Source organism: Methylomonas sp. (assembly GCF_023228165.1).
Taxonomy (GTDB): Bacteria; Pseudomonadota; Gammaproteobacteria; order Methylococcales; family Methylomonadaceae; genus Methylomonas.
This window is the reverse complement of the sequence record NZ_JALOBS010000016.1, coordinates 24,715-46,228: the sequence shown is the minus strand read 5'-3', so window position 1 is coordinate 46,228 and position 21,514 is coordinate 24,715. Positions and strand designations below refer to the sequence as shown.

General features: G+C 51.5%; 24 protein-coding genes. 4 read left to right on the top strand and 20 right to left on the bottom strand.

From position 1 onward, the window contains the following. Positions 1-7 precede the first annotated feature (7 nt). The 9 genes from M0R33_RS13405 to cutA form a co-directional block, all read right to left on the bottom strand. Positions 8-1,204, bottom strand: a complete 1,197-nt coding sequence (locus M0R33_RS13405; protein ID WP_292569938.1) for a class I SAM-dependent rRNA methyltransferase — start codon at positions 1,202-1,204, stop codon at positions 8-10. A 3-nt stretch (positions 1,205-1,207) separates the two neighbouring features. Then, positions 1,208-1,846: a DUF3426 domain-containing protein gene (locus M0R33_RS13400; RefSeq protein ID WP_292569935.1), complete on the bottom strand. Its 639-nt coding sequence runs from the start codon at positions 1,844-1,846 to the stop codon at positions 1,208-1,210. Between the two features lie 2 nt (positions 1,847-1,848). Next, a complete protein-coding gene (prmA, locus tag M0R33_RS13395) occupies positions 1,849-2,733 on the bottom strand; it encodes a 50S ribosomal protein L11 methyltransferase (RefSeq protein WP_292569932.1) in 885 nt (294 codons plus the stop codon). A gap of 59 nt (positions 2,734-2,792) precedes the next feature. Beyond that, positions 2,793-4,136 carry an acetyl-CoA carboxylase biotin carboxylase subunit gene (gene accC / locus M0R33_RS13390; RefSeq protein WP_292569929.1) on the bottom strand — a complete coding sequence of 448 codons (1,344 nt, stop codon included), beginning with the start codon at positions 4,134-4,136 and terminating at the stop codon, positions 2,793-2,795. 17 nt (positions 4,137-4,153) lie between these two features. Then, positions 4,154-4,588, bottom strand: coding sequence for an acetyl-CoA carboxylase biotin carboxyl carrier protein (gene accB, locus M0R33_RS13385; protein ID WP_292569926.1), 435 nt, complete (start codon positions 4,586-4,588; stop codon positions 4,154-4,156). Further along, on the bottom strand, positions 4,578-5,039 hold the full coding sequence (gene aroQ / locus M0R33_RS13380; RefSeq protein WP_292569923.1) for a type II 3-dehydroquinate dehydratase: 462 nt from the start codon (positions 5,037-5,039) through the stop codon (positions 4,578-4,580). The genes accB and aroQ overlap by 11 nt, the downstream gene beginning before the upstream one ends. 100 nt (positions 5,040-5,139) lie before the next feature. Then, on the bottom strand, positions 5,140-5,667 hold the full coding sequence (locus M0R33_RS13375; RefSeq protein ID WP_292569920.1) for a TlpA disulfide reductase family protein: 528 nt from the start codon (positions 5,665-5,667) through the stop codon (positions 5,140-5,142). Then, positions 5,664-7,880 (bottom strand): protein-disulfide reductase DsbD, encoded by a 2,217-nt coding sequence (dsbD, locus tag M0R33_RS13370; RefSeq protein ID WP_292569917.1) that lies wholly within the window; start codon positions 7,878-7,880, stop codon positions 5,664-5,666. The genes M0R33_RS13375 and dsbD overlap by 4 nt, the downstream gene beginning before the upstream one ends. Continuing rightward, the gene (cutA, locus tag M0R33_RS13365; protein ID WP_292569914.1) at positions 7,862-8,179 is read right to left on the bottom strand and encodes a divalent-cation tolerance protein CutA; all 318 of its coding nucleotides are present in this window, start codon (positions 8,177-8,179) and stop codon (positions 7,862-7,864) included. Before cutA ends, dsbD begins: the two co-directional genes overlap by 19 nt. Before the next feature lie 139 nt (positions 8,180-8,318). Here cutA and M0R33_RS13360 point away from each other — a divergent pair, with 139 nt between their 5' ends. Further along, a complete protein-coding gene (locus M0R33_RS13360; RefSeq protein ID WP_292569911.1) occupies positions 8,319-8,768 on the top strand; it encodes an FxsA family protein in 450 nt (149 codons plus the stop codon). Positions 8,769-8,822: 54 nt separating this feature from the next. Here M0R33_RS13360 and M0R33_RS13355 read toward each other — a convergent pair whose 3' ends face one another. Continuing rightward, positions 8,823-9,089, bottom strand: a complete 267-nt coding sequence (locus M0R33_RS13355; protein ID WP_292569909.1) for a DUF2892 domain-containing protein — start codon at positions 9,087-9,089, stop codon at positions 8,823-8,825. Between the two features lie 108 nt (positions 9,090-9,197). Between M0R33_RS13355 and uvrD the strand changes: the two genes are divergently transcribed. Continuing rightward, positions 9,198-11,366 carry a DNA helicase II gene (gene uvrD, locus M0R33_RS13350; RefSeq protein ID WP_292569906.1) on the top strand — a complete coding sequence of 723 codons (2,169 nt, stop codon included), beginning with the start codon at positions 9,198-9,200 and terminating at the stop codon, positions 11,364-11,366. A gap of 142 nt (positions 11,367-11,508) precedes the next feature. On the opposite strand, the gene M0R33_RS13345 is transcribed toward uvrD, so the two are convergent. The 7 genes from M0R33_RS13345 to M0R33_RS13315 all read right to left on the bottom strand — a co-directional run bounded on the left by M0R33_RS13345 (position 11,509) and on the right by M0R33_RS13315 (position 17,661). Continuing rightward, the gene (locus M0R33_RS13345; protein ID WP_292569904.1) at positions 11,509-11,970 is read right to left on the bottom strand and encodes a hypothetical protein; all 462 of its coding nucleotides are present in this window, start codon (positions 11,968-11,970) and stop codon (positions 11,509-11,511) included. 3 nt (positions 11,971-11,973) lie between these two features. Continuing rightward, on the bottom strand, positions 11,974-12,456 hold the full coding sequence (locus M0R33_RS13340) for a hypothetical protein (RefSeq protein ID WP_292569901.1): 483 nt from the start codon (positions 12,454-12,456) through the stop codon (positions 11,974-11,976). A gap of 414 nt (positions 12,457-12,870) precedes the next feature. Continuing rightward, entirely contained in the window at positions 12,871-13,281 is a 411-nt protein-coding gene (locus tag M0R33_RS13335; RefSeq protein ID WP_292569897.1) for a hypothetical protein, read from the bottom strand. A gap of 822 nt (positions 13,282-14,103) precedes the next feature. Next, a complete protein-coding gene (locus tag M0R33_RS13330; protein ID WP_292569894.1) occupies positions 14,104-14,403 on the bottom strand; it encodes a type II toxin-antitoxin system RelE/ParE family toxin in 300 nt (99 codons plus the stop codon). A gap of 2 nt (positions 14,404-14,405) precedes the next feature. After that, positions 14,406-14,627 (bottom strand): hypothetical protein, encoded by a 222-nt coding sequence (locus tag M0R33_RS13325; protein WP_292569892.1) that lies wholly within the window; start codon positions 14,625-14,627, stop codon positions 14,406-14,408. 643 nt (positions 14,628-15,270) lie between these two features. Next, the gene (locus M0R33_RS13320; protein ID WP_292569890.1) at positions 15,271-16,101 is read right to left on the bottom strand and encodes a hypothetical protein; all 831 of its coding nucleotides are present in this window, start codon (positions 16,099-16,101) and stop codon (positions 15,271-15,273) included. A 246-nt stretch (positions 16,102-16,347) separates the two neighbouring features. Next, positions 16,348-17,661 carry a TRZ/ATZ family hydrolase gene (locus tag M0R33_RS13315; protein WP_292569888.1) on the bottom strand — a complete coding sequence of 438 codons (1,314 nt, stop codon included), beginning with the start codon at positions 17,659-17,661 and terminating at the stop codon, positions 16,348-16,350. A 70-nt stretch (positions 17,662-17,731) separates the two neighbouring features. Between M0R33_RS13315 and mtnA the strand changes: the two genes are divergently transcribed. Next, positions 17,732-18,769: an S-methyl-5-thioribose-1-phosphate isomerase gene (mtnA, locus tag M0R33_RS13310; protein ID WP_292569886.1), complete on the top strand. Its 1,038-nt coding sequence runs from the start codon at positions 17,732-17,734 to the stop codon at positions 18,767-18,769. After that, a complete protein-coding gene (cysZ, locus tag M0R33_RS13305; protein ID WP_292569883.1) occupies positions 18,763-19,503 on the top strand; it encodes a sulfate transporter CysZ in 741 nt (246 codons plus the stop codon). The genes mtnA and cysZ overlap by 7 nt, the downstream gene beginning before the upstream one ends. Positions 19,504-19,691: 188 nt before the next feature. Here cysZ and M0R33_RS24420 read toward each other — a convergent pair whose 3' ends face one another. The 3 genes from M0R33_RS24420 to M0R33_RS13300 form a co-directional block, all read right to left on the bottom strand. Beyond that, positions 19,692-19,847 carry a YgjP-like metallopeptidase domain-containing protein gene (locus tag M0R33_RS24420; RefSeq protein ID WP_366043830.1) on the bottom strand — a complete coding sequence of 52 codons (156 nt, stop codon included), beginning with the start codon at positions 19,845-19,847 and terminating at the stop codon, positions 19,692-19,694. After that, the gene (locus M0R33_RS24415) at positions 19,822-19,938 is read right to left on the bottom strand and encodes a hypothetical protein (protein ID WP_366043828.1); all 117 of its coding nucleotides are present in this window, start codon (positions 19,936-19,938) and stop codon (positions 19,822-19,824) included. Before M0R33_RS24415 ends, M0R33_RS24420 begins: the two co-directional genes overlap by 26 nt. 183 nt (positions 19,939-20,121) lie before the next feature. Further along, a complete protein-coding gene (locus tag M0R33_RS13300; RefSeq protein ID WP_292569880.1) occupies positions 20,122-21,495 on the bottom strand; it encodes an alginate export family protein in 1,374 nt (457 codons plus the stop codon). Between the last annotated feature and the right edge of the window lie 19 nt (positions 21,496-21,514).

Genomic DNA, 21,514 nt, shown 5'->3' with positions numbered 1-21,514 from the left:
CCAGACTCTATATCCGCCCGGATACCGCGCAAAAAAAAGTTTTCAGATATTCCGTTTCCGGCATGGCAGGCAATACGGGATGGTCCGGCCCCTGGCCGCCGCTGGCAAAAAACACCAAATGCCGGTCTATATGTCGCGCCGAGGAACGCAAAATTTCGTGCAAATCCGACCGGCTCAAATGGTGCGAACAAGACGCTGAAACCAGCAGGCCGTCGTTGGCCAATACCTGCAATGCCAAATGATTGAGGCGCCGATAAGCTTCATAGCCGGCTTTGTAATCTTTCTTGCGTTTGATCAAAGCAGGCGGGTCCAACACAATGGCGTCGAAGTGCAGACCTTGTTCCCTGGCCTGTTTCAAAAAATCAAATGCATCGCTACGCACGAACTGCATGATGTCCCGCACACCATTCAAAGCAGCGCTTTCGGTCGCCAACGCCAACGCGGTTTCCGAACTATCCACGCAAGTCACTTCCGCCGCCCCCGCAACCGCGGCAGTAATACCCCAAGCTCCGGCATAACTGAACAAATCGAGCACTTTAAGCCCCTTAGACCAGCCGGCAAATTGAGCCCGGCTGCAACGATGATCATAAAACCAGCCGGTTTTTTGGCCTTCCGCGACGTCGATCAAAAATCGGGCGTCATTTTCTTCGATCACCAAGGTTTCCGGCAATTCGCCGTAGGCCACTTCCGGTTCTAAACACAGGTTTTCCAATTGCCGCTGGCTGGTGTCGTTTTTTAACAAAATAGCGGCCGGTTGAATCAAATCTGTCAACACTTTCACCAGCAATTGTTTGTGCACTTCCATGCCGGCCGTAGTGATTTGCACCGACAGCACCTCACCATAGCGGTCGATGACCAAACCCGGCAGGCCATCGCTTTCGCCGAATACCAGTCGGTAAAACGGCCGCTCGAACAAACGCTGCCGCAAGGCCAACGCCTGCATCAACCGGGTTTTAAAAAATTTTTCTCCGATATTGATAGCGGGTTTGCGAGTCAGTAACCGCGCGCAGATCAGCGCATTGGGGTTGACGTAAGCTAAACCCAGCGCCTTACCGCCACTATCGTTGACCACCGCCACATCACCGGCGCCGAAGCCATCCAGCGGACTGCGTTTGGTATCGACTTCATTACTAAACACCCACAGATGACCTTGCCGCAGGCGTTTGTCTTCGTGTTTTTTAAGGAATAACGCTGGATAATCCATGCTTTACATCGCAGTGAGAGTGAAACCGGCCACTTCGGGGACGGAGACGACTAAAGGTAAGTGTATCTGCTCGGTGCGACTGGCGGCCAATACAGAATCCCGCGCATAGCTTTTTGGCCCGAACACCCGCTCCGCCAACGGTTGACCGCTGAAATCAGTCAGCGTCAGCTTCAAGGCCGGAAAGGCTTGAGCAATCTCGGCTTGATTGGTCAAGGCGGCGGTCAGCAGATAACGATTATCTAAATGGGCGTGCCACTCGCTATGCGATATCGACCAATCCGCCGGGTTACTATACGCCGGCAAGCCGCAGCCTATAACCTGGCAAAATTGCGCTAACCCGCTATACAGCTGCGGCTGCCGCATCAATCTATCCCTTTCAAAATAACCCGCTTGCCCGAACAAAACCATTAACAGCAAGGCATTGCCTATCCGCCATCCCCGGACTGCAGGTTTATCCGGCACGGAAAGAACCAAATCCGCATGTTGCCGCGTATCGACGTGCTCTTCGGCCATTTCAGTCAATGAGGGCAAGGCGTCGAAAGCTTTGCCGCAGGAAACGCAATTCAATAACCCCCGGCAATCGCGCAATTGCCGGGTCGTGACCTGTTGCTGGCAATCGCAATGCTGACAACGGCTAAACATGTTTATGCCGGCTTCTCGGCATCCAAACGGCACCAGTCTTCCTGGCTGACCGGCTCGGCGACAGTAAGCCCCCGCGCCCGATAGGCCTCAGCTACTGCCTGGGCCTGTTCATTCAAGATACCGGATAAAACCAACCTTCCCCCCGGTTTCACCAAAGCGGCAATGACGGCGGATAATTCGATCAGCGGTTTCGCCAAAATATTCGCTACCACGATGTCGGCATCGGCTAGGGAAAGCTGTTCAGGCAAATAATAACTGATGCGGTCCAATACCCGATTTTTCTCGGCATTGTATTGCGTGGCGGTTAATGCCTGCGGATCGATGTCCACCCCATGAGCATGCTCGGCGCCCAGTAATAAAGCCGCTACCGCCAAAATGCCGGAACCGCAACCGTAATCGATCATGACTTTACTGTGCAAGTCATGTCCCGCCAGCCACTCCAGACACAGTGCCGTGGTGGGATGGGTGCCGGTACCGAACGCCAGGCCCGGATCGAGCGTCATGCAAACCTGATCGGGTTCATCAATTTCCTGACCGCTGGGACACACCCACAATGTGCCGGCGAACTGCATCGGCTGAAAATGCTCCATCCAAGCCCGTTCCCAAACCTGGTCCTGAATCACTTCGGCGACCCATTGCCGCAGGGGCTGGCCGATGAATTGATTCGCCACCAGGGTTTGCACCACATCGAGATCGGCATCCAGTTCAAATAAGGCGGTCACCCGGGTATTGCTCCATATTTGGGTCTGGTCGATGGCCGGCTCATAGACCGGTTCGTCCTCAGCATCGCTGTATGTCACGGAAACCGCACCCAGTTCGCTAAAAAAATCCGACAACTCCGGAGCGGTATGCTCGTCAGTCACCACTGAAAGCTGATGCCATGCCATAGTTTGCTTTGGAAAATAAGTAAGTAATGCACGCCGTACCTGGCGCGCAACATACTTTATTAATGAATACCCAGTTTCTTTTCCAGATAATGGATGTTTTGACTGCCCGCAGCAAAAGCCGAATCGGCCATGATACTTTGTTGCAGAGGAATATTGGTTTTAATACCGTCGATCACCATTTCGCTGAGCGCGGTTTTCATGCGGGCAATCGCGCTATCGCGGTCGTCGCCGTGCGCGATCAGCTTGCCTATCATGGAATCATAATAAGGCGGTACCGTATAACCATTATAGATGTGCGTTTCGCAACGGATACCCGGCCCACCCGGCATGTGGAACTGGTCTATCAAGCCCGGACTAGGCATAAAGGTTTTCGGGTCTTCCGCATTCAAGCGGCATTCGATGGCGTGACCGGTGAAGCGAACCTGCTCCTGAGTGACGGACAAAGGCAGGCCGGCGGCAATCCGTAATTGTTCCTTAACGATATCGAAGCCGGTAATCATTTCCGTGACGGGATGTTCCACCTGCACCCGGGTGTTCATCTCGATGAAGAAAAACTCGCCCTTTTCATATAAAAACTCGAAAGTACCCGCGCCTAAATAACCTATATCTATGCAAGCACGCGCGCAACGCTCGCCTATTTGTTTACGTTGCTCCGCAGTGATACCCGGCGCTGGCGCTTCTTCCACCACTTTTTGATGCCGACGTTGCATCGAGCAATCGCGTTCGCCCAAATGAATGGCATTGCCGTGCGAATCGGCCAGAACCTGAAATTCGATGTGTCGCGGATCTTCCAGAAATTTTTCCATGTAGACCGTGCCGTTACCGAAAGCCGACATTGCTTCGGCTTTAGTCAGCTCGATCGCATTGACCAGCGCCGCTTCGGTATGCACGACCCGCATGCCTCTCCCGCCGCCGCCGCCGGCCGCCTTGATAATCACCGGATACCCAACTTCTCTGGCCAATTTCAGATTGGCCTCGTCATTATTGGACAAGGGATCGCCATTGCCGGGCACGCAGGGTATGCCAGCCGCTATCATGGCTTTTTTTGCGGAAATTTTGTCACCCATCATGCGGATGGTTTCCGGTCTGGGACCAATAAACACAAATCCGCTTTGGCTGACTTTTTCCGAAAAATCGGCGTTCTCGGACAAAAACCCGTAACCGGGGTGAATGGCTTGCGCATCCGTCACTTCGGCGGCACTAATGATGGCCGGAATATTCAAATAACTTTGCGCGGACGGCGCGGGCCCAATACAGACGGCTTCGTCCGCTAAACGAACATGTTTTAAATCACGATCGGCTTCCGAGAACACCGCGACGGTCTTAATACCCAGCTCACGGCAAGCACGCAATACGCGCAACGCTATCTCGCCCCGGTTGGCTATAACAATTTTTTCAAACATAGTAGTCACCTGGCCTGTTATTCAATAATGAATAAAGGCTGACCGTATTCAACCGGGTGGGCATTTTCAACCAGAATTTGTTTGATCTTACCGCTTTTATCGGCTTCAATCTGGTTAAGAATTTTCATGGCTTCGATGATGCACAAGGTTTGGCCTACCGCAACCGACTGGCCGACTTCTACAAACGATGGCGAGCCCGGCGATGCCGAACGGTAAAAAGTACCGACCATGGGCGATTTAACCACGTGACCGCTGATTTTTTCTTCCGCCGGCACTACAGCCGCAGGGGCAAGCGATGCCGGAGCGGCAACAGGCGCGGCGGTGTATTGAAGCTGCGCGGCAGCTGAATAACGGCTAATTCTGACCGACTCCTCTCCCTCGCGAATTTCAATCTCAGCAATATCGGATTCCTCGATAAGATCGATGAGTTTTTTTATTTTTCTAATATCCATTGTTCTGAGTTCTCTCTTGTAATATCTGATGAGCGGCTTGTAAAGCCAGTTCGTAACCGCGTGCTCCCAGACCACAGATAACGCCTACGGCGATATCCGAGAAATAAGAATGTCGCCTGAAAGCTTCGCGGGCATGCACATTGGACAAATGTACTTCAATGAATGCAATCTTGGTGGCCAGCAAGGCGTCGCGTAGCGCCACGCTGGTATGTGTAAATGCCGCCGGATTGATCAGGATAAAATCGACACCTTGGCTATAAGCCTGGTGAATTTGATCGATAATCTCGAACTCGGCGTTACTTTGAAAAAAATTCAAATCATGACCAAGCGTCGCGGCTAGCTGTTCGAGACTGTCTTGAATATCCCGCAAGGTTTTATTGCCATATAAACCCGGCTCCCGTACACCTAACAGATTTAAATTGGGGCCGTTGAGAACGGTAATAGTCGCCATGCAATTATTAAACGGTCAAGAATTTTGAAGGTGCGAATTCTGCCTAATTTGTAGGTTTTTGTCCAGATAAACCAGCATTTTATAGTCATTTATCGCCTATTTAGTTATTGACCGCCATCAGCGGCTCTATAACTTGCAGAAACTGCTCTTTAGTCAACTCGCCCGGCTGGCGGTGTACTATTCGACCTTGTTGATCAACGATAACGGTAAATGGCACGGCATTGATAATATTTCCCAGTTGATGCGCCAACACGCTGCCTTCATCACCAGCGATTAAAATCGGATAATTTATGGCAATACCTTGCAAGTAGACGGAAACCGCGTCCCTATCCTCTATGGCGATACCGACAAATTGCAGGTTTTTCGCCCGATAGGCCTGTTGCCATTGGATAAATTCCGGAATTTCCTTTAAACAAGGCGGACACCAAGTCGCCCAAAAGTTGATGACTAAAATTTTGCCCCGCCACTGGGATACCGCTTGCAGCCGCCCATCCGCATCGGGAAACTGAAAATGCAGCCCGGGACTCGCCGTTTCCACGGCAACAGCCGGCCTATTTTGCTGATGCCATAAAAAACCAGCCGCCAAGGCGATACCGGCAACGATCAGAATCATTAGCGTGGTCTTCATAACTGCTTTAAGGTATTTAAGAAAGTAGCGGTATCTTGATAACCGATGACCCGCTTATTGCCGCGTTCCTGGCCGGCAGGGTCAAAAAAGATGATGCCCGGCGGACCGACCAGATTAAAGCGTTGTAATAAGGCTTTATCGTCATCGTTGTTTTCCGTGACATCGATCTGAATCAACACAAAGTTTTGTAATTGCTGCTTAACCCGCGCATCGGTAAATGTATAGGCCTCCATTTCCTTGCAGGACACACACCAGTCGGCATAAAAATCCAGCATCAGCCATTGTTGGTTGGCTTTGGCTTGCTGCAATGCTTGCTCCAGCGCCGCAATGCTGCGTACCCGCTGAAAGCGAATACCGGCATTAGCGGGCGTTTCGCCACCAACCGTCACGCCCACCAAGGGCTGCAAGGGATTGGTGTTTCCGGCGCTCAAGCCGATTAACTGCATCACACCGAACAGCAACATCATTATCCCCACCCCTTTCCATAATTTCTTCCAACCGGAACAGGGATGCGGTAGCGGTTCTACGGCATTCAAATAAATCGCCGGGATAATCAGCAACATCGCCGCCAACAGCATGGTAATCGTCGGCGGCAAAATTCGCGACAGCATCCATACCGCCACCGCCAGCATAATGACGCCGAATACCGCCTTGGTGGCGTTCATCCATTCCCCGGCCTTAGGCAGCAACTTGCCGGCGGAAGCCCCAACCAGCAAAAGCGGCAGCCCCATACCCAGCCCCATCACGAATAAAGCCGATCCGCCCAATACCACATCGCCGGTCTGGCCGATATAAATCAAAGCAGCCGCCAGCGGCGCCGCCACGCATGGCCCGACAATCAGCGACGACAAAGCCCCCATGATACCGGCCCCCCAATAAGAGCCATCCCGGTGCTGGTCGCTGGAATGATGTAATTTCGACTGTAACGCTGCGGGCATTTGCAGGTTATAAAAGCCGAACATCGACAATGACAGCAATACAAACAAGCCGGCAAAGGTAGAAATCACCCAGGGCTCTTGAAAGGCGGCCTGCAAATTACTACCGAACAAGGCGGCCAATATGCCGAACACGGTGTACATTAAAGCCGAAGCGAACACAAAACTGGCGGACAGCAGAAAGGCTTTGCGGGTGCTGATGCGATGACCATGCCCGACGATGATGCCCGACAAAATCGGAATCATCGGAAACACGCAGGGCGTCAGCGACAATAACACCCCAAAGCCGAAGAAACTTATCAGGGTTAACACCAGGCTATCGCTTTTTAATGCATTGACGATCTGATCCTGTTCGGATGCCGCCTCGGGCTCGGATTCGATTAGCGGGACCCGTGTTTGCGTTGCCGGTAATTGCAAAACCACCTTGCTGGTCATGGGCGGGTAACAAACCCCTCTGTCCGCGCAACCTTGAAACTTGGCGGTCAATTCCACGCTCTCGGCCGCCAGCGATTGTCTTTGCAAGGGTACATCAAGGCTAAGTTCGTTACGGTAGACTTCCACTTGGCCGAACTCTTCGTCCAGATGCGTTTCGCCCACCGGTAACGGCAGCTTGGCCAATTGGGTCCGGGTCGACGCATCCAGCTTCAGGTCCAGCTTGTGCTTATACAGATAATAACCGTCGGCGATTAACCAGCTAACATGCACGGTGTGATCGTCTTTTAGCGTGGCAAAAAACTGAAACGCCTGCTCGGGCGGCAGCAATTCGTCCGCAAACAAACTGGGGGTAAGTTTCTTTAGGCCGCCAAAAAATTGATTGACGGCATTCGTTGGCTCAGCCGACGGGGAGTCCGGCAAAGCAACCTCAATGCGTTTCTTTTGCGGCGGATAACACACCCCGATATCCGCGCAACCCTGGTATTTCACCTGCAGCGAGACCAGCGGCAAATTTTGCGGATTGATGATCGGCACGCTCAGCTTGAGGTGATTGCGGTAAACGCTCATGTCGCCAAACACAGCATCATGTTCCACGGTCCCCTCCGGCATTTGGAAGGCACCTATTCGAATAGCGTCGGTTTTGGATTCAACTTTGGTTTTATCACGGTACAAGTGATAACCCGGCTCAATTTGCCATTCAAGCTCAAGCTGTTGCCGGGATTGGCCCACCACGGTTAATTTGAACACCTGATCGGGCGGTAAAATATCCTCGCTGTTTAAAGCCAGGGCCGGCTGGAATACCAGCGACAACAAGCAAAATAAAATCAGTTGGTAGGCAGGCATGAGTCGATCCATTTCAAATACTCGGCTGAGCCGCGCTCAATCGCGACTGCAATGATTTCAGGAAGTTGATAAGGGTGCAGGGCCTTAATGGCTGCTTCGATTGCATCGTAACGGACCGATGGACTTTTGATCAGCAACAAATGTTCCTGCGCGGTCTCGATCCGCTCTTGCCATTCATAAACGGAGAGCACGCCCGGCAATATATTCACACACGCCGCCAATTTTTCGGAGATTAGTCGTCCGGCAATGCTTTCGGCGGTTTCCCGGTTCGGGCAAGTACAATAAATCAAATGATACATGCTGTTATTATCCCGCAAAAACAGAAGAATGCTTAGTTAAGCTAATCGACCATTATCGCTCAATAGTCGCAAACCGGAATAATCAGCGCCTAAATCGGTTAAACTGCAGGTTTTTAGTGATATCCATTCAGCCATTCCCATGAAAGCCATGCGCATACTTTTCTTGTTTTTTCTGATCGTGCCCTTTGTGGAAATTTACGTACTTCTGCAAGTCGGCGGTTTGATCGGCGCATTTCCGACTATTTTCCTGGTGGTGTTTACCGCCGCCTTGGGCGCCTGGCTATTACGCCGCCAAGGTTTTGCCACCTGGCAACGCTTTCAGACTAATCTGGCCCAAGGTACGATTCCCGCTTACGAAATGATAGAAGGTCCGATTCTATTGGTGGGAGGCGCCTTGCTGCTAACGCCGGGGTTTTTTACCGATGCGTTGGGCTTTGCCTGCCTGATCCCGGCATTACGCCGTAAAATCGCCCAATACATCATCGAAAATCATTTATTGGTCACGGAATCCGGCAGCATATTCAGACAACCCGCACGCCGCGATGCCGATGTAATTGAAGGGGAATACAGAAAAGAAGACAGCGATTAGAATCTGACCATCCGGACCCGCTGTAAACGCAAACCCGGATGGCCAAACGGTTTATTAAGCGTCGTTTTCAGTCTCAGACGACGCAGCTGTATCCGCTACTACCGCACCGGCTTCCAGACTATTTTTACCAAACCCGGAGTAAGCAGGGCACCAGCCGAAATAACTGGTGGCGACCAACACTAATCCGACCAGCAGCAATATAACGCTGGCGGTAAATAACGATACCGCCAGCAATACCACGCCTGAAATCAAGCGAATTTTTTTATCTTTTGCGCCGACGTTGTGTTCAAACTTAATCATGCGTTTATAATCAAAATTCATTTCCAACCCTCTCTGTGTAATATTTTTTTTTATTATCCTGACTTAAGGCTTTCCTTTATATAGAGCCAGCAAATATACACAGCTCATTGAAATCTGCAAACAAAAAAAATGGATGTCTCCTCAATTATTGCCCCATTAAACGATGCTCAACGTCTGGCAGTTTCCGCGCCGGAGCAGGCCATGCTGGTACTGGCCGGGGCCGGTAGCGGCAAAACCCGGGTACTGGTACACCGCATCGCCTGGCATATAAAAATCAATCATTTATCGCCCCAGCACATTCTGGCGGTCACCTTCACCAACAAAGCCGCCAATGAAATGCGTGGCCGGGTGGAAGCGTTATTGAACATTTCGGCCCGCTCGATGTGGATAGGCACTTTCCACGGCCTGGCCCATCGTTTGCTGCGCCAGCATGCCAAGCAAGCCAAACTGCCGGATAACTTTCAGGTCATGGATAGCGACGATCAACTACGCATCGTCAAGCGTTTATTAAAAGCCATGAATATCGACGACAGCAAATGGCCGCCTAAACAAGTGCAATGGTTTATCAATGCCCAAAAGGAAGAAGGCATCCGCGCCCGCCACATGGCTGACAACGGGGATTTTTACCACCGGCAAATGCTGACGGTTTATAAAGCGTATGAAGAACTTTGCGACCGCTCCGGTCTAGTGGATTTTGCCGAGCTATTGTTGCGTGCTCATGAATTGCTGCGCGACAACCAGGATTTGCTGAGTTTTTACCGGCAACGCTTTCAACAAGTGCATGTGGATGAATTTCAGGACACCAACACCATTCAATATGCCTGGTTACGCCTATTAACCGAAGGTAACAACAACCTGTTCGTGGTCGGCGATGACGATCAATCCATTTATGGCTGGCGCGGCGCCAAAATCGAAAACATTTTCGCTTTTCAAAAACATTATCCGCAGCACCAAGTGGTGCGGCTCGAGCAAAACTACCGCTCCACCGGACATATATTAAAAGCCGCCAACACCCTGATCGCCAACAACGACAGTCGCATGGGCAAGGAACTCTGGACCGAGGCCGGCGAAGGCCAGGCCATATCACTATACTCGGCCTTCAACGAGCAGGACGAAGCCTACTTCGTGGTGGAAAAAATCCGTCAATGGATCAAGGACGGCGGCTTGCGCAGCGAAGCGGCGATTTTATACCGCTCCAACGCCCAATCCAGACAATTTGAAGAACGCTTGATGACCACCGGCACGCCTTACCGGGTATACGGTGGCCTGCGTTTCTTCGAACGCATGGAAATCAAAAACGCCCTCGCCTATCTGCGTCTGGCCAGCCATCATGACGACGATGCGTCCTTCGAGCGGGTGGTCAACACCCCAACCCGCGGCATCGGCGCCAAAACCCTGGATGACATGCGCCTGCTGGCCCGGGAATTAAACCTGTCTTTGTGGCAGGCATCCGAGCGCATGCTGGCCGAAAACCGTCTGCCGCCCCGCGCCAATACCGCATTAAAGGGCTTTATCCAATTGGTCCTGCAACTGGGCGCGGAAACCAGCGGACTGGATTTGCACGAAACCGTCAAAAAGGTGGTAGAAACAAGCGGCTTGATCGAACTGTACAAAAAGGAAAAGCAGGACAAAGGCGAAACCCGAGTGGAAAACTTGCAGGAGCTGGTCAACGCCGCCCGCCTGTTCGATATTGACAACCAAAACGACGAAAACCTTAGCGAACTGGACATGTTTCTGACCCATGCGGCGCTGGAAGCCGGCGACATGCAGGCCGATGTCGATGAAGATTGCGTGCAGCTAATGACCTTACATTCAGCCAAAGGCCTGGAATTTAAACTGGTGTTTATGGTGGGCCTGGAGGAAGGTTTGTTTCCGTCCCAACAAGCCACCGACGACGCCGGCCGCCTGCAAGAGGAGCGCCGTCTGTGCTACGTCGGCATCACCCGCGCCATGGAACAGCTTTACCTGACCCACGCCGAATCGCGCCGGCTGTACGGTAAGGATAACTACCCCAGTCCATCGCGATTTTTGCGGGAAATTCCGCCGGAAACCCTGCAGGAAATCCGCATGCGCGCCAATATCAGCCGCCCGATAGCCAACAGCTACGCCAAGCAAGGCAACTTTAGCCAAAAGACCGGTAAATATAAGTTGGGACAAAGCGTAAAGCATGAAAAGTTCGGTGAAGGCGTGGTGCTGCAAACCGAAGGCGACGGCGAGCAGGAACGGGTACAAATCAATTTCCGCAATGCCGGCATCAAATGGCTGATGCTGGCTTATGCCAAATTAGAGACGGTGTAGGCTTATCCAAGCATACGACTCGAAGGATGATTGTTGGGTAATTTTACATTGCGCGGCAGCGCCTGCCGGCTTTCTGGAAAGTCATAATTCGAGGCACTGCTTACGTCGAACGAGCAAGATCCGCCCAGATCAAAAGGACGGATTACTCTCTTCCCAGCACTTTTTTGACTTTATCGAGATAATCGATACTCAGACCTGATCTGCCGCAGGTATTGCCTAACAAAGTTGCCTTACCATCCTTGCTTATCTCGCGCACAGCAAAAATATACTCCTGCCCGAACGAAAACAAGCTGATATTTGGCCTTTGATTGACAAAATCATAACTGACTTGCAACGTCTGTTCTTCCGTTTTACCTTTGAGGACTTCTATTACTTGGATACTAAATTGATGTTTGCAAATATCAACGCCACAGTTCGCGGAAACAAGACCGTCGCCATTGGAATGAATGACCTTACCGTGAACGATAAAGGGGATTTCGAAAATGGATTCAAAGAAATTGAAAGGCAAACATCTTGCAGCAGCGGTGCCGGGGCCTAACAAAACGAGCACGAATATAAGCAGCCGCAGCCCCCATCTCCCCGAACAGCGAAACAGTTCAGACACGCGTCACCCTCCCAGACCCGGGGTATAAGGCGTACGAGGATCGTCGACACCGGTTCGAAACTCAGAAAGCCTGCCCAACCCACAATGGGGTAGCGCATCTTCTGCTGCCGTGCTGCTACCGCCAGGTGCCCCATTGCAATGCGCAAGCTCGTGTATCAAGGTTGCCAGCACCGTCCAGCGACCGATTCTGAAGGCGGCTGGTCCAATCGCACACTCCGTAGCAAATCCACTACTCCCCGGCGTTACCCCGAAGTCGGTGAGTGTGGCATGATAGTTAACCCAGATAGAGCTGTCGGCCAGCAAAGCGGTGAGGGAGCGGGCTCCGCTGGTGATCCCGCGAAAATAGACGTCGGCCGACGGAATGTTCCTGGCGATCCAGAGCGCACGCTGCCGCGCCCACCGCATCGTCCCGCGGCGACTGTCTGGAAACGCAATAAATCCCGCATTTGGGCTAGCATGGTCGCCGATATTGATTTGGAAAGTCATAACGCCTCCTCATGAAAATGAGCTATTTGAATTATATATACCCACTTTCCTGTTGAAGTTGAGTCTACGGAGGGGCCGGTTAAATGTCAATCATGAGATTGAGCGCTCTAGATCACTGTGAAAGTCATGGCCACACGGCTTTCATTTGCCGGGGTGACAATGTAATTTAAATGCTTTTGAAAATCGCTTTCGTCCCGCAGACAATGCTCATAAAAACACGGTTGCCAAACCCTTTGAGAACCGTCTTTTTTGACATCAACGCGATAAGGTGCGCATTCCCGATCGAGGTTATGCCGAGCCATGCGAAGCGCAACGGTCGCGATCGATGCGCCTAACAGCGGCATCCTATGTGGCATTGAGATTTAGCGCATTGTATCGGGGTCTACCCATGTTACGAGTTGACTGGATTTTGAATCACTTAAACCACTTAAACACACTTTGGTGTTCAGTATTAACAGACATAAGTAAGGATTTAAAAATTTCAATAGCCTCTTTTAAAGAAATCGTAGCACCCGCTGTATCACCGTTTTTGATTTGACGACGCGCGTTTTTAAGCGCAGTGGAACCGTGTTGTTTTTTTGCTTCAATCGAACAAGCCCCCAAAATGTCGCCGGCAGAGTCCCGCGTGGCATCAATAAAGTCTTGCGCCGCATCCAACTTATTCTCCGTCACCGCTTTCAAGGCCGCTTCAAGGTTTGCAATGGCGGCATTAGTCGCTTGTTTCATCGCAGTTTGAGTTTCTGTAGCCGCTGTAACATGGTTCGCGGTTCCAAGAGACAGCACTAAAAAACTGGCAACCAAGTATTTTTTTAAATTCATGCTCATATTATTTCACCTTTATCTGTGTTGATGTTTTTATACGGCGCCTTTCCAACCCCTTAAATACCCATCCCCATAAGATTCAAGCGTGTCGGAAACGCTGTCACTTATTCCGGTCGACTTGGCTGGTTGGCAACAACAGGTAACCGAAGTACCGCCGGGAATATACAATCGTCGATAATCGCTCACGAGCCAAATTTAATCGGAATACATTAAAACGGGCAGCAGATTAGCCTGGCACAGCTGTTTCCGACAAGCTTGACATGTACAAGTTTAAAAAACTTGTAGGCCAGAATAAGCCGATAGGCATTTCTGGCGATTCAAGCGTGCCGGAAACGCTGTTACTTATTCCGACCTACTTGGCTGTGGGATTGCTACAGCCAACGGGACGGTTTCTCCCCTGATGCCGCGCCGAGCACCGGAGGGTTTGAGCGGATTTGCCCGACAGGGGCGCGGCAGGGAAGCCGCGCGTTTTTCGCAGGGGCTGGATGCCCCTTCGAAAAACCCCGTTCAAGCCCGAGGAGCGCAGGATCAACGCGGCATGGGGTATCGTTTCTTTTGGATACTTTTCTTTGAACAGCCGATAGGCTGGCCCGCAGGGCGAAAACCACGGATGGTTTTCGTAGCGAAAGTATCCCGGCTGCCGGTCCGCGAACCGGCATTAAATTAGGCTTGGCGGCAGCGGAACATCAAAGACAGATATTACTCGATTAAAACATGCGTCCGATTACGCTGCCGCTAATCGGACCTACGGGCCTGGCTAAAACATATTGCTAATCAGGTAAGGAAATAGGGCGCTTTACCATGCTTATGGTCGGTTAGGCTAAGTTATAAAGGCGGCTGGTTCTCGCGACTTGCGTGCCAAAACGCAAGTATATGAAGGAAACCGTCTTCAGCAAGGTAGTAGATGAAGTACCCAACGCGACTGAGAAAAAGTCGGCGTACGCCAACGGTGCGCGAGCCTTTATATTGGGCTCCGATTCCTGGTTGTTCGGCCAACAACGCCACTGCCTCGCCAAAATCAGTGGCTATAGCGTTTGGAGCGCTCGGACGGTTTACCGACCACCACTCAGCTGCCTTGCGAACTTGGTTTGCTGCTCGTGTGGCGATTTTTACCCGAAGCGCCATACTCAATTTTGAGCCGGAAGAGACTGTAACAACTCTTCCAGACTTAAATAATCGCCACGTTCAATTTCAGTCATGGCTGCAAGTAGTTCGTTTTCTTGGGCGTCGGTAAGTAAAAAGCTTTCGTCAGCTCCGCGCGTAACGACGGTTACCACGGCACCCTCGGTAAGAGAGACCCCTTCCAGCACGATTTTTCCGTTGATTACGGTTCCGGTAGCAACTTGCATAATATGAATGATTCTCCAACTGCTCAATTAAGTTGTTTGCTTAATGATACCACCAAGACTTGGTGTCTTAATAAAAGTGCACAACGCGATAAGGTGCGCATCCAGGATAGGTTGTGCCGAGCCATGCGAGGCGCAACGGCCGCGGATTGATGCGCCTAACGGCGGCATCCTATGCGGCATTGAGATTTAGCGCATCGTATCGGGGTAGCGAGACATCAAAAACAGACATTTTTCGATTAAAACATACGTCCGATTATGCTGCCGCTAATCGGACCTACGGACCTCCCCTGATGCTGCGCCGAGCACCGGAGGGTTTGAGCGGATTTGCCCGACAGGGGCGCGGCAGGGAAGCCGCGCGTTTTTCGCAGGGGCTGGGACGCCCCTTCGAAAAACCCCGTTCAAACCCGAGGAGCGCAGGATCAACGCGGCATGGGGTATCGTTTCTTTTGGATACTTTTCTTTGAACAGCCGATAGGCTGGCCCGCGGGGCGAAAACCACGGATGGTTTTCGTAGCGAAAGTATCGCGGCTGCCGGTCCGCGAACCGGCGTTAAATTAGGCTTGGCGGCAGCGGAACATCAAAGACAGATATTACTCGATTAAAACATGCGTCCGATTACGCTGCCGCTAATCGGACCTACGGGCTAGGCATTTGTTGATTCTACGGATTGAAGGAATTGATTCAATTTTTCCTCCATGCGGACAAGTTGCTTATGCATTTCTGCCTCGACTTCAGACAAGTCGCCAAGAAGCGCAAGATCTCGACGAATTTCAACCATGAACTTCATTTGCTGTGGCGCTATGTCCCGTAAACGTGAGAGAAGATGGCGCACGAAGGCTCCGTTGCCCATCCTGAACGATTCCCAGCCTTCTGATCGAGCGGCAGAATATTTGGATGTTTGCTCTTGGCCAAAGGCAAAGCTGCGTTGAAGTGCGTCAAATACTTGTTGATCGGGCTTTCCAGTTTCGTTTTGCTGGGACATCGCAGAGAGAACTCTCTGAACTTCGTTGTTTGCTTTTGTGTAAAGATCATCGGCAATTTGGATATCTGACTTTGCTTTTCCCAAAACCATGAGGTGTTGCATTAGCTCGATAATCAGCTCCCCGTAGGCTGAAGAAAGTCGCATGGCAAGCAGGGTCGTCTTCGGCTCTGCCACCAGTTGTAGCCTTGCAGAAGCTGATTGAAAGCCGACGAAACCTTCCCCAAGATTGCTTTTTGTGATGTCTTGTTGGGGTAATGAACCGAGAAAGGCATTGAGTTTGACAAGTTCTTCCGTGGCTTTGAGGTACACCTCTCGCCTCATGCCAGATGTGCGCTCTTTGGCCTTCTCTTCTCGATCGTGCGTGAGCTGTAGCGTCAAGCGCGTGGTATTGCTTCGATTTGAAATTAGAACGCCGCTAAGCGTCAGGACAGAAGCAATGATCCCAGACCAGATGACATCAGGAACGTTCTGAAAAAACTGTGCGATACACATATAAGAGCCTAACAAGGAATTAAATAGTTAGCCGCATATCTACCGAAAAACTCTCATTTTCAGGATAACATATTGATAAGTATGTAAATTCCATTTCCGTATATCATCGATTAAAACTGATAATGGCCGGTTACGAGAATAATATTCAGCAATTGAACCGGATAGTCCCGTTGTCTTATTAAAAGGACGCAGTCGCCATTCTATCAATCTAACCGCCGGTCCATCTGGAGTTAAAACAGACCCGCATCAAAACCCCGCCAGCCGCTGCTGCCAAACCGCCGCCCGCTGCCGAAGATCCTGCAAATCCAGCGTGGTGAGCTGGCGTTTGTTTAACAGCCGCTTGCCGGCCACCCAGACGTCGCTGACTTGGTGGCGGCTGGCGGCGTAGACCAGTTGCGCCAGCGGGTTGAATACCGGCTGGGTTTCCACGTCGCTTAAATCGATCGCCACCACATCGGCGGCTTTGCCGACGGCCAGCGAGCCGATTTTGTCGTCCAGGCCCAAGGCTTTGGCCCCGTTGAGGGTGGCCATTTGCAGCGCCTGCATGGCGGATACCGCGCTGGCATTGCCGGACACGCCCTTGGCCAGCAAAGCGGCTACCCGCATTTCCGCCAGCATGTCCTGATCGTTGTTGCTGGCGGCGCCGTCGGTGCCCAGCGCCACGTTGATGCCGGCTTCCATGCAGGCGGCAACCGGGCAAAAGCCGCTGGCCAGTTTTAAATTCGATTCCGGGCAATGCACGATGTGGCCGCCGGTTTCGGCATAAAAACGGATGTCGTCCGGACTCAGCTGAGTCATGTGTACCGCCATGAACGACGGCGTCAACAGGCCCAGTTCGTGCAAGCGTTGCAGCGGGGTTTGGCCGTTTTTTTTCAGTTGTTCGTCAACCTCATGCCGGGTTTCGTGTACATGCATGTGGATGGTTAAATCCAGCTCGTCGGCAAAGGTCAGCATTTTCCGTAGCGGTTCGTCGGAAACCGTATACGGCGCGTGCGGAGCGAACGAGGTGGTGATCAAGCGTTCGTGGCGCAGGCGCTCATGCAGGTCCAAGGCCTTGCTTAAATAAGCATCGGCGTTTTCCGCCCACACGGTCGGAAAATCGAACACAATAAGACCGATATTGGCGCGGATGCCGTGCTCGACCGCCTGCTGGGCGGCGATATCCGGGAAAAAATACATGTCGTTAAAGCAGGTGGTGCCGCCGCGCAGCATTTCCGCAATCGCCAAATCGGTGCCGTCGCGCACGAAGGACTCGCTAACCCATTTTTGTTCGGCCGGCCAGATGTGGTTTTGCAGCCAGTCCATCAGCGGCAAATCGTCGGCAATTCCCGACAGTAAGGACATGGCGGCATGGGTGTGACAATTGATCAGGCCGGGAATCAACACATGTTGATCCAGATTTTCCAGAGCGCGCGGCTGGTATTTTTGCGCGGCGGAGGCAGTATCCAGCAAATCGATAATTTTACCGTCGTCAACCACCAGACTGTAGTTTTCGTGGATTACCCCGGCCGGCTCAACAGGTATAATCCAACGCGCTTGAATAAGAAGATCGACTTGCATGTGTTTGCCCGAAAAAAAACTCGATTATACCTATTCACCCCTTTTAATCCTTAGCACAGAATTCAATATCATGAGTAACCCCAAGCAATTATCCGTACAAGCCTTGCAATGGACCGGGCACAGCCTGAGCGTATTGGACCAGCGCTTGTTGCCGGAAACAATCGCTTACGACAACTATCAGGATGCCGCCGGCGTCACCGAAGCGATTGCCTCGATGCGGGTGCGCGGCGCTCCGGCCATTGGTATTGCCGCAGCTTACGGCGTGTTGCTGTCCGCCATGCAACATTATCCGGCCGACAACTGGCAAAACGAGGTTGAGAACGACATACAACGACTTGCCGCGTCTCGCCCCACGGCGGTAAACCTGTTCTGGGCGCTGGACAAAATGCGCCAAGCATTAGCCACGCATAGTGCCGACCCGATCGCGGCATTAACCCAACTAGCCCAAAGAATCCATGCCGACGACATCGCCGCCAACCACGCCATGGGCGAATACGGTGCCGATATTTTGGGCGACGCCAAGGCGGTATTGACTCACTGTAATGCCGGTGCATTGGCCACCGGCGGTTACGGCACGGCGCTGGGCGTGATTCGTAGCGCGCATAAACGGGGGCATTTACAAAACGTCTATGCCGACGAAACCCGCCCCTGGCTGCAAGGCGCGCGGCTGACGGTTTGGGAACTGGCTCAGGATGGTATCCCGGCCACGTTGATAGCCGACGCCGCCGCCGCCTGGCTGATGAAGTCCGGCAAGGTCGACTGGATTGTAGTCGGAGCGGACCGCATCACCGCCAATGGCGATGTCGCCAATAAAATCGGCACCTATTCCCTGGCGGTGTTGGCCAAGCAACACGGGGTTAAAGTCATGGTGGCGGCGCCCTACTCCACCTTCGATTTTAGTTTGGCGTCCGGCGACAGTATCGAAATAGAAGAACGCAACCCCAGGGAGCTGTTGGCCGAGTGTTATCTGCAGGACGATTCCCTGGTCACGGCCTGGAATCCGGTATTCGACGTCACACCCGCCGCATTGATCAGCGCCATCGTCACCGAACGTGGCGTGGTTATCGACCCCGGCAAAAACGGGGTCGGGAGTTTACAGACATGTTAAAAATCAAAAGCGGCAACAATCCGCTGTTCGCCTTGAGCTGTTTGCTGCAAGGTATCAAACTGCTGAATCATCCGCAATTACGCAAATACTTGTTGATTCCTTTATTCATTAATATCGTGCTTTACAGCGGTGCATTCGTGCTGGGTTATCATTCCGTATCGGCCTTGATACATGAATTTATTCCGGACTGGCTGACCTGGTTGAACTGGATTTTATGGCCGTTGTTTTTCATCAGCTTTTTGGTGGTCGGTTTTTTTACCTTCACCTTGTTGGCTAACTTGATTGCCGCGCCCTATTACAGCGTGCTGTCCGCCAAGGTTCTGCAAATCATTACCGATCAGGATGTTCCGATCGTGGAACAAGCCTGGGACAAGGTGTTTGTGGGTGAGCTGAGACGGGTCGGCTACTTGCTGGTGAGAATACTACCGTTGCTTTTTTTATTTCTGATCCCGGTCGTCAACCTGATCGCCCCCATAATTTGGGCAATTTTTGCCGCCTGGGGAATCGCCATGGAATTTATGGCTTATCCACTGGAAAGCCGCGGCCTGACTTTTCCGGCCCAAAAACAGTTTTTACAGCAATCCCGCTGGGGTGCGTTAAGTTTTGGCGGCGTCACCGGCTTTGCCCTGACCCTGCCGGTCATTAATCTTTTTATCGGCCAAGCCGCCGTGATCGGCGCAACCATTTATATTCACAAGTTAGAAGAAGCCGGGCAACTCGATACGTCGAATTAGCTTAGAGAGCATTTGGCCCACCCGTCCGCCCGACCGGTTAGCTTAGACTTGCCGGTTTGGCCTTGCCGTAACATTAGCAGGCAAACCATTAGGCAAATTGAGTATGACTGGTGAAACGGCGCGAAACCCCAAGCCTAGCACTCCCAACTCTCACCCCCCAACGGCGCCCGATTCAACTCATCTCTTTGTCAGCGCCAATTCGGCATATGACTATCCATAAGCGCCATAAATCGATCATTGTGATGGCGTTCCAACAGGTGCATCGTTTCGTGCAACACGATGTATTCAAGGCATGCGGGGGCCTTCTTGGCCGGTTCGCTATTCAGCCGGATACTTTTGGGCATCGGGATTGCAACTGCCCCACTTGGTTTGCATACGCTGCACAAATAGCTTTTTGACCGTTACCGCTAGAATCGACGCCCATTTGGCAATCAAAGGTTGGGCCGCTTATTTCAGAATCTCTCGATACCACGCTTCAAGCATGGCTAGCTTTTTCTCTTGGTCACTATCTGCTGGTAAGAAATGGCTCAAATTGATTCGCCCTACAAATCCACTCGCATCATGCGACTGGATTTGTAGGGTCAATGGTCTTGCCTTATCAGTCAGGGGGAAGATTATTTAAAATGAATAAATTGCATACGCTTGGACCACACTATAAGCTTTATTATCGCCGAATGCTTCCCTTGCGGCTTCGCCTGGAAGAGAGACGCCGCCAAGCAGCACCGTATAGAGACTTTCGGTCGGATACCATTCGGCATACAGATTGATTTCATCTGAAAAATGCCTGTTTTTTACGGGGGTGCCGAGATAGTTGGGTTGATTCAAATAAAAATTATAGTAAACCGCTCCGAAGCCATAAGTCTCGCCTGGATAAATGTCCAGTTTCAACATATGGTTGTTTTGATTGTTGTTGAATAATTGGTAGTTTCCGGCAATTTCTGCTTGATACCAAGTTCCCCAAGCCCCTCTATCGACATTGAGTCCGTAAAAATAAGGATCGAAATCCTGACGCTTGTTGTCATTCGGGTTGTTATCGCCGGAAAATCGGGCATATCGGTAAGTCAATTTAGGCTTCCACGCGATGTCATCGAAAGTGTATTGGGCTTCCGTATACCACGCGTCGGCATCATATTTCGTACTGTCGCCTTGGCCAGTTTGTATGACGTATTCACCCCAGAATGCAAGATTAGGTGACCATGGTGTCTTGATTTCGGTGGCTCTCAAACTGATGACATCCATATCCTGTCTTGCGAGGGCCTTGTTAAAATTTTGGTCGATATCGATCGTTCGGAAATAGGTAGTGGCAAGCGTCCCGTAGTCGTGATCAACATATTCGAGATTGATACCGGCAATTTCGGTATTGCCTTGTTGATTGTCGCCTCGCAGCCAAAATAAATCGGCGCGGACCGGATCGGAGTTGATTTTAAGAATTGCTGTATTGTCGAAAGCAAAGCGCGGCACGCTCCAAAAGGTGCCATCGCCGGCCATATCGAAATCGCCATCGATGATCAAAAATCCATCACCGACCTGAAAACGTTGGCCGCCAAATGAAATATCATATATTGAATTTCGCCATCCTAAATAAACATTTTCTAAATCGATGGCCTCTTCATTGCCGCGAGTAAAGCCCCCGGCATCACCGTCACCCCGGGTCAAAGCGAATACTCCGGATATGCCGCCATAAATAGCGCCGATATCGGCGTGTTTAAACTCAAAATCCAAACCCGGCTTGGCCCATGCCTCAACCCAGGAGGCATCACCAGTGTTTTCACCGGTAAAAATGTCTATTCTTCCGGCACCATAATTGGTATCGTTTGTTATGAACCCTGCTGCAGCTATGTCTCCACCGAAGCTAAGTGAAAAATTGTCCAGATCGATCAACTTAGTTTCAGCGGCGGCGGGGTTCCCCGCGATTGCGCTCAGGATTAGAATACAATGTTTACGAAAGTGTGTGGGTCCTGGCCGGACTCGGCTCTGAGGTGATGGGGGCATACTTATCTCCTGTCACAAT

Excerpts from the sequence above, each read along its gene's own strand:
- accB (WP_292569926.1), bottom strand. The coding sequence starts at position 4,588 with ATGGATATTAGAAAAATAAAAAAACTCATCGATCTTATCGAGGAATCC.
- M0R33_RS13325 (WP_292569892.1), bottom strand. The coding sequence starts at position 14,627 with ATGCAAGTTGCTACCGGAACCGTAATCAACGGAAAAATCGTGCTGGAA.
- M0R33_RS13330 (WP_292569894.1), bottom strand. The coding sequence starts at position 14,403 with ATGGCGCTTCGGGTAAAAATCGCCACACGAGCAGCAAACCAAGTTCGC.
- prmA (WP_292569932.1), bottom strand. The coding sequence starts at position 2,733 with ATGGCATGGCATCAGCTTTCAGTGGTGACTGACGAGCATACCGCTCCG.
- M0R33_RS13335 (WP_292569897.1), bottom strand. The coding sequence starts at position 13,281 with ATGAGCATGAATTTAAAAAAATACTTGGTTGCCAGTTTTTTAGTGCTG.
- M0R33_RS13340 (WP_292569901.1), bottom strand. The coding sequence starts at position 12,456 with ATGACTTTCCAAATCAATATCGGCGACCATGCTAGCCCAAATGCGGGA.
- cysZ (WP_292569883.1), top strand. The coding sequence starts at position 18,763 with ATGTTAAAAATCAAAAGCGGCAACAATCCGCTGTTCGCCTTGAGCTGT.
- M0R33_RS24420 (WP_366043830.1), bottom strand. The coding sequence starts at position 19,847 with ATGCCCAAAAGTATCCGGCTGAATAGCGAACCGGCCAAGAAGGCCCCC.
- cutA (WP_292569914.1), bottom strand. The coding sequence starts at position 8,179 with ATGTATCATTTGATTTATTGTACTTGCCCGAACCGGGAAACCGCCGAA.
- accC (WP_292569929.1), bottom strand. The coding sequence starts at position 4,136 with ATGTTTGAAAAAATTGTTATAGCCAACCGGGGCGAGATAGCGTTGCGC.
- M0R33_RS13300 (WP_292569880.1), bottom strand. The coding sequence starts at position 21,495 with ATGCCCCCATCACCTCAGAGCCGAGTCCGGCCAGGACCCACACACTTT.
- M0R33_RS13355 (WP_292569909.1), bottom strand. The coding sequence starts at position 9,089 with ATGAATTTTGATTATAAACGCATGATTAAGTTTGAACACAACGTCGGC.
- M0R33_RS13320 (WP_292569890.1), bottom strand. The coding sequence starts at position 16,101 with ATGTGTATCGCACAGTTTTTTCAGAACGTTCCTGATGTCATCTGGTCT.
- aroQ (WP_292569923.1), bottom strand. The coding sequence starts at position 5,039 with ATGGCGACTATTACCGTTCTCAACGGCCCCAATTTAAATCTGTTAGGT.
- M0R33_RS13400 (WP_292569935.1), bottom strand. The coding sequence starts at position 1,846 with ATGTTTAGCCGTTGTCAGCATTGCGATTGCCAGCAACAGGTCACGACC.
- M0R33_RS13405 (WP_292569938.1), bottom strand. The coding sequence starts at position 1,204 with ATGGATTATCCAGCGTTATTCCTTAAAAAACACGAAGACAAACGCCTG.
- M0R33_RS13375 (WP_292569920.1), bottom strand. The coding sequence starts at position 5,667 with ATGAAGACCACGCTAATGATTCTGATCGTTGCCGGTATCGCCTTGGCG.
- M0R33_RS13360 (WP_292569911.1), top strand. The coding sequence starts at position 8,319 with ATGAAAGCCATGCGCATACTTTTCTTGTTTTTTCTGATCGTGCCCTTT.
- mtnA (WP_292569886.1), top strand. The coding sequence starts at position 17,732 with ATGAGTAACCCCAAGCAATTATCCGTACAAGCCTTGCAATGGACCGGG.
- M0R33_RS13315 (WP_292569888.1), bottom strand. The coding sequence starts at position 17,661 with ATGCAAGTCGATCTTCTTATTCAAGCGCGTTGGATTATACCTGTTGAG.
- dsbD (WP_292569917.1), bottom strand. The coding sequence starts at position 7,880 with ATGCCTGCCTACCAACTGATTTTATTTTGCTTGTTGTCGCTGGTATTC.
- uvrD (WP_292569906.1), top strand. The coding sequence starts at position 9,198 with ATGGATGTCTCCTCAATTATTGCCCCATTAAACGATGCTCAACGTCTG.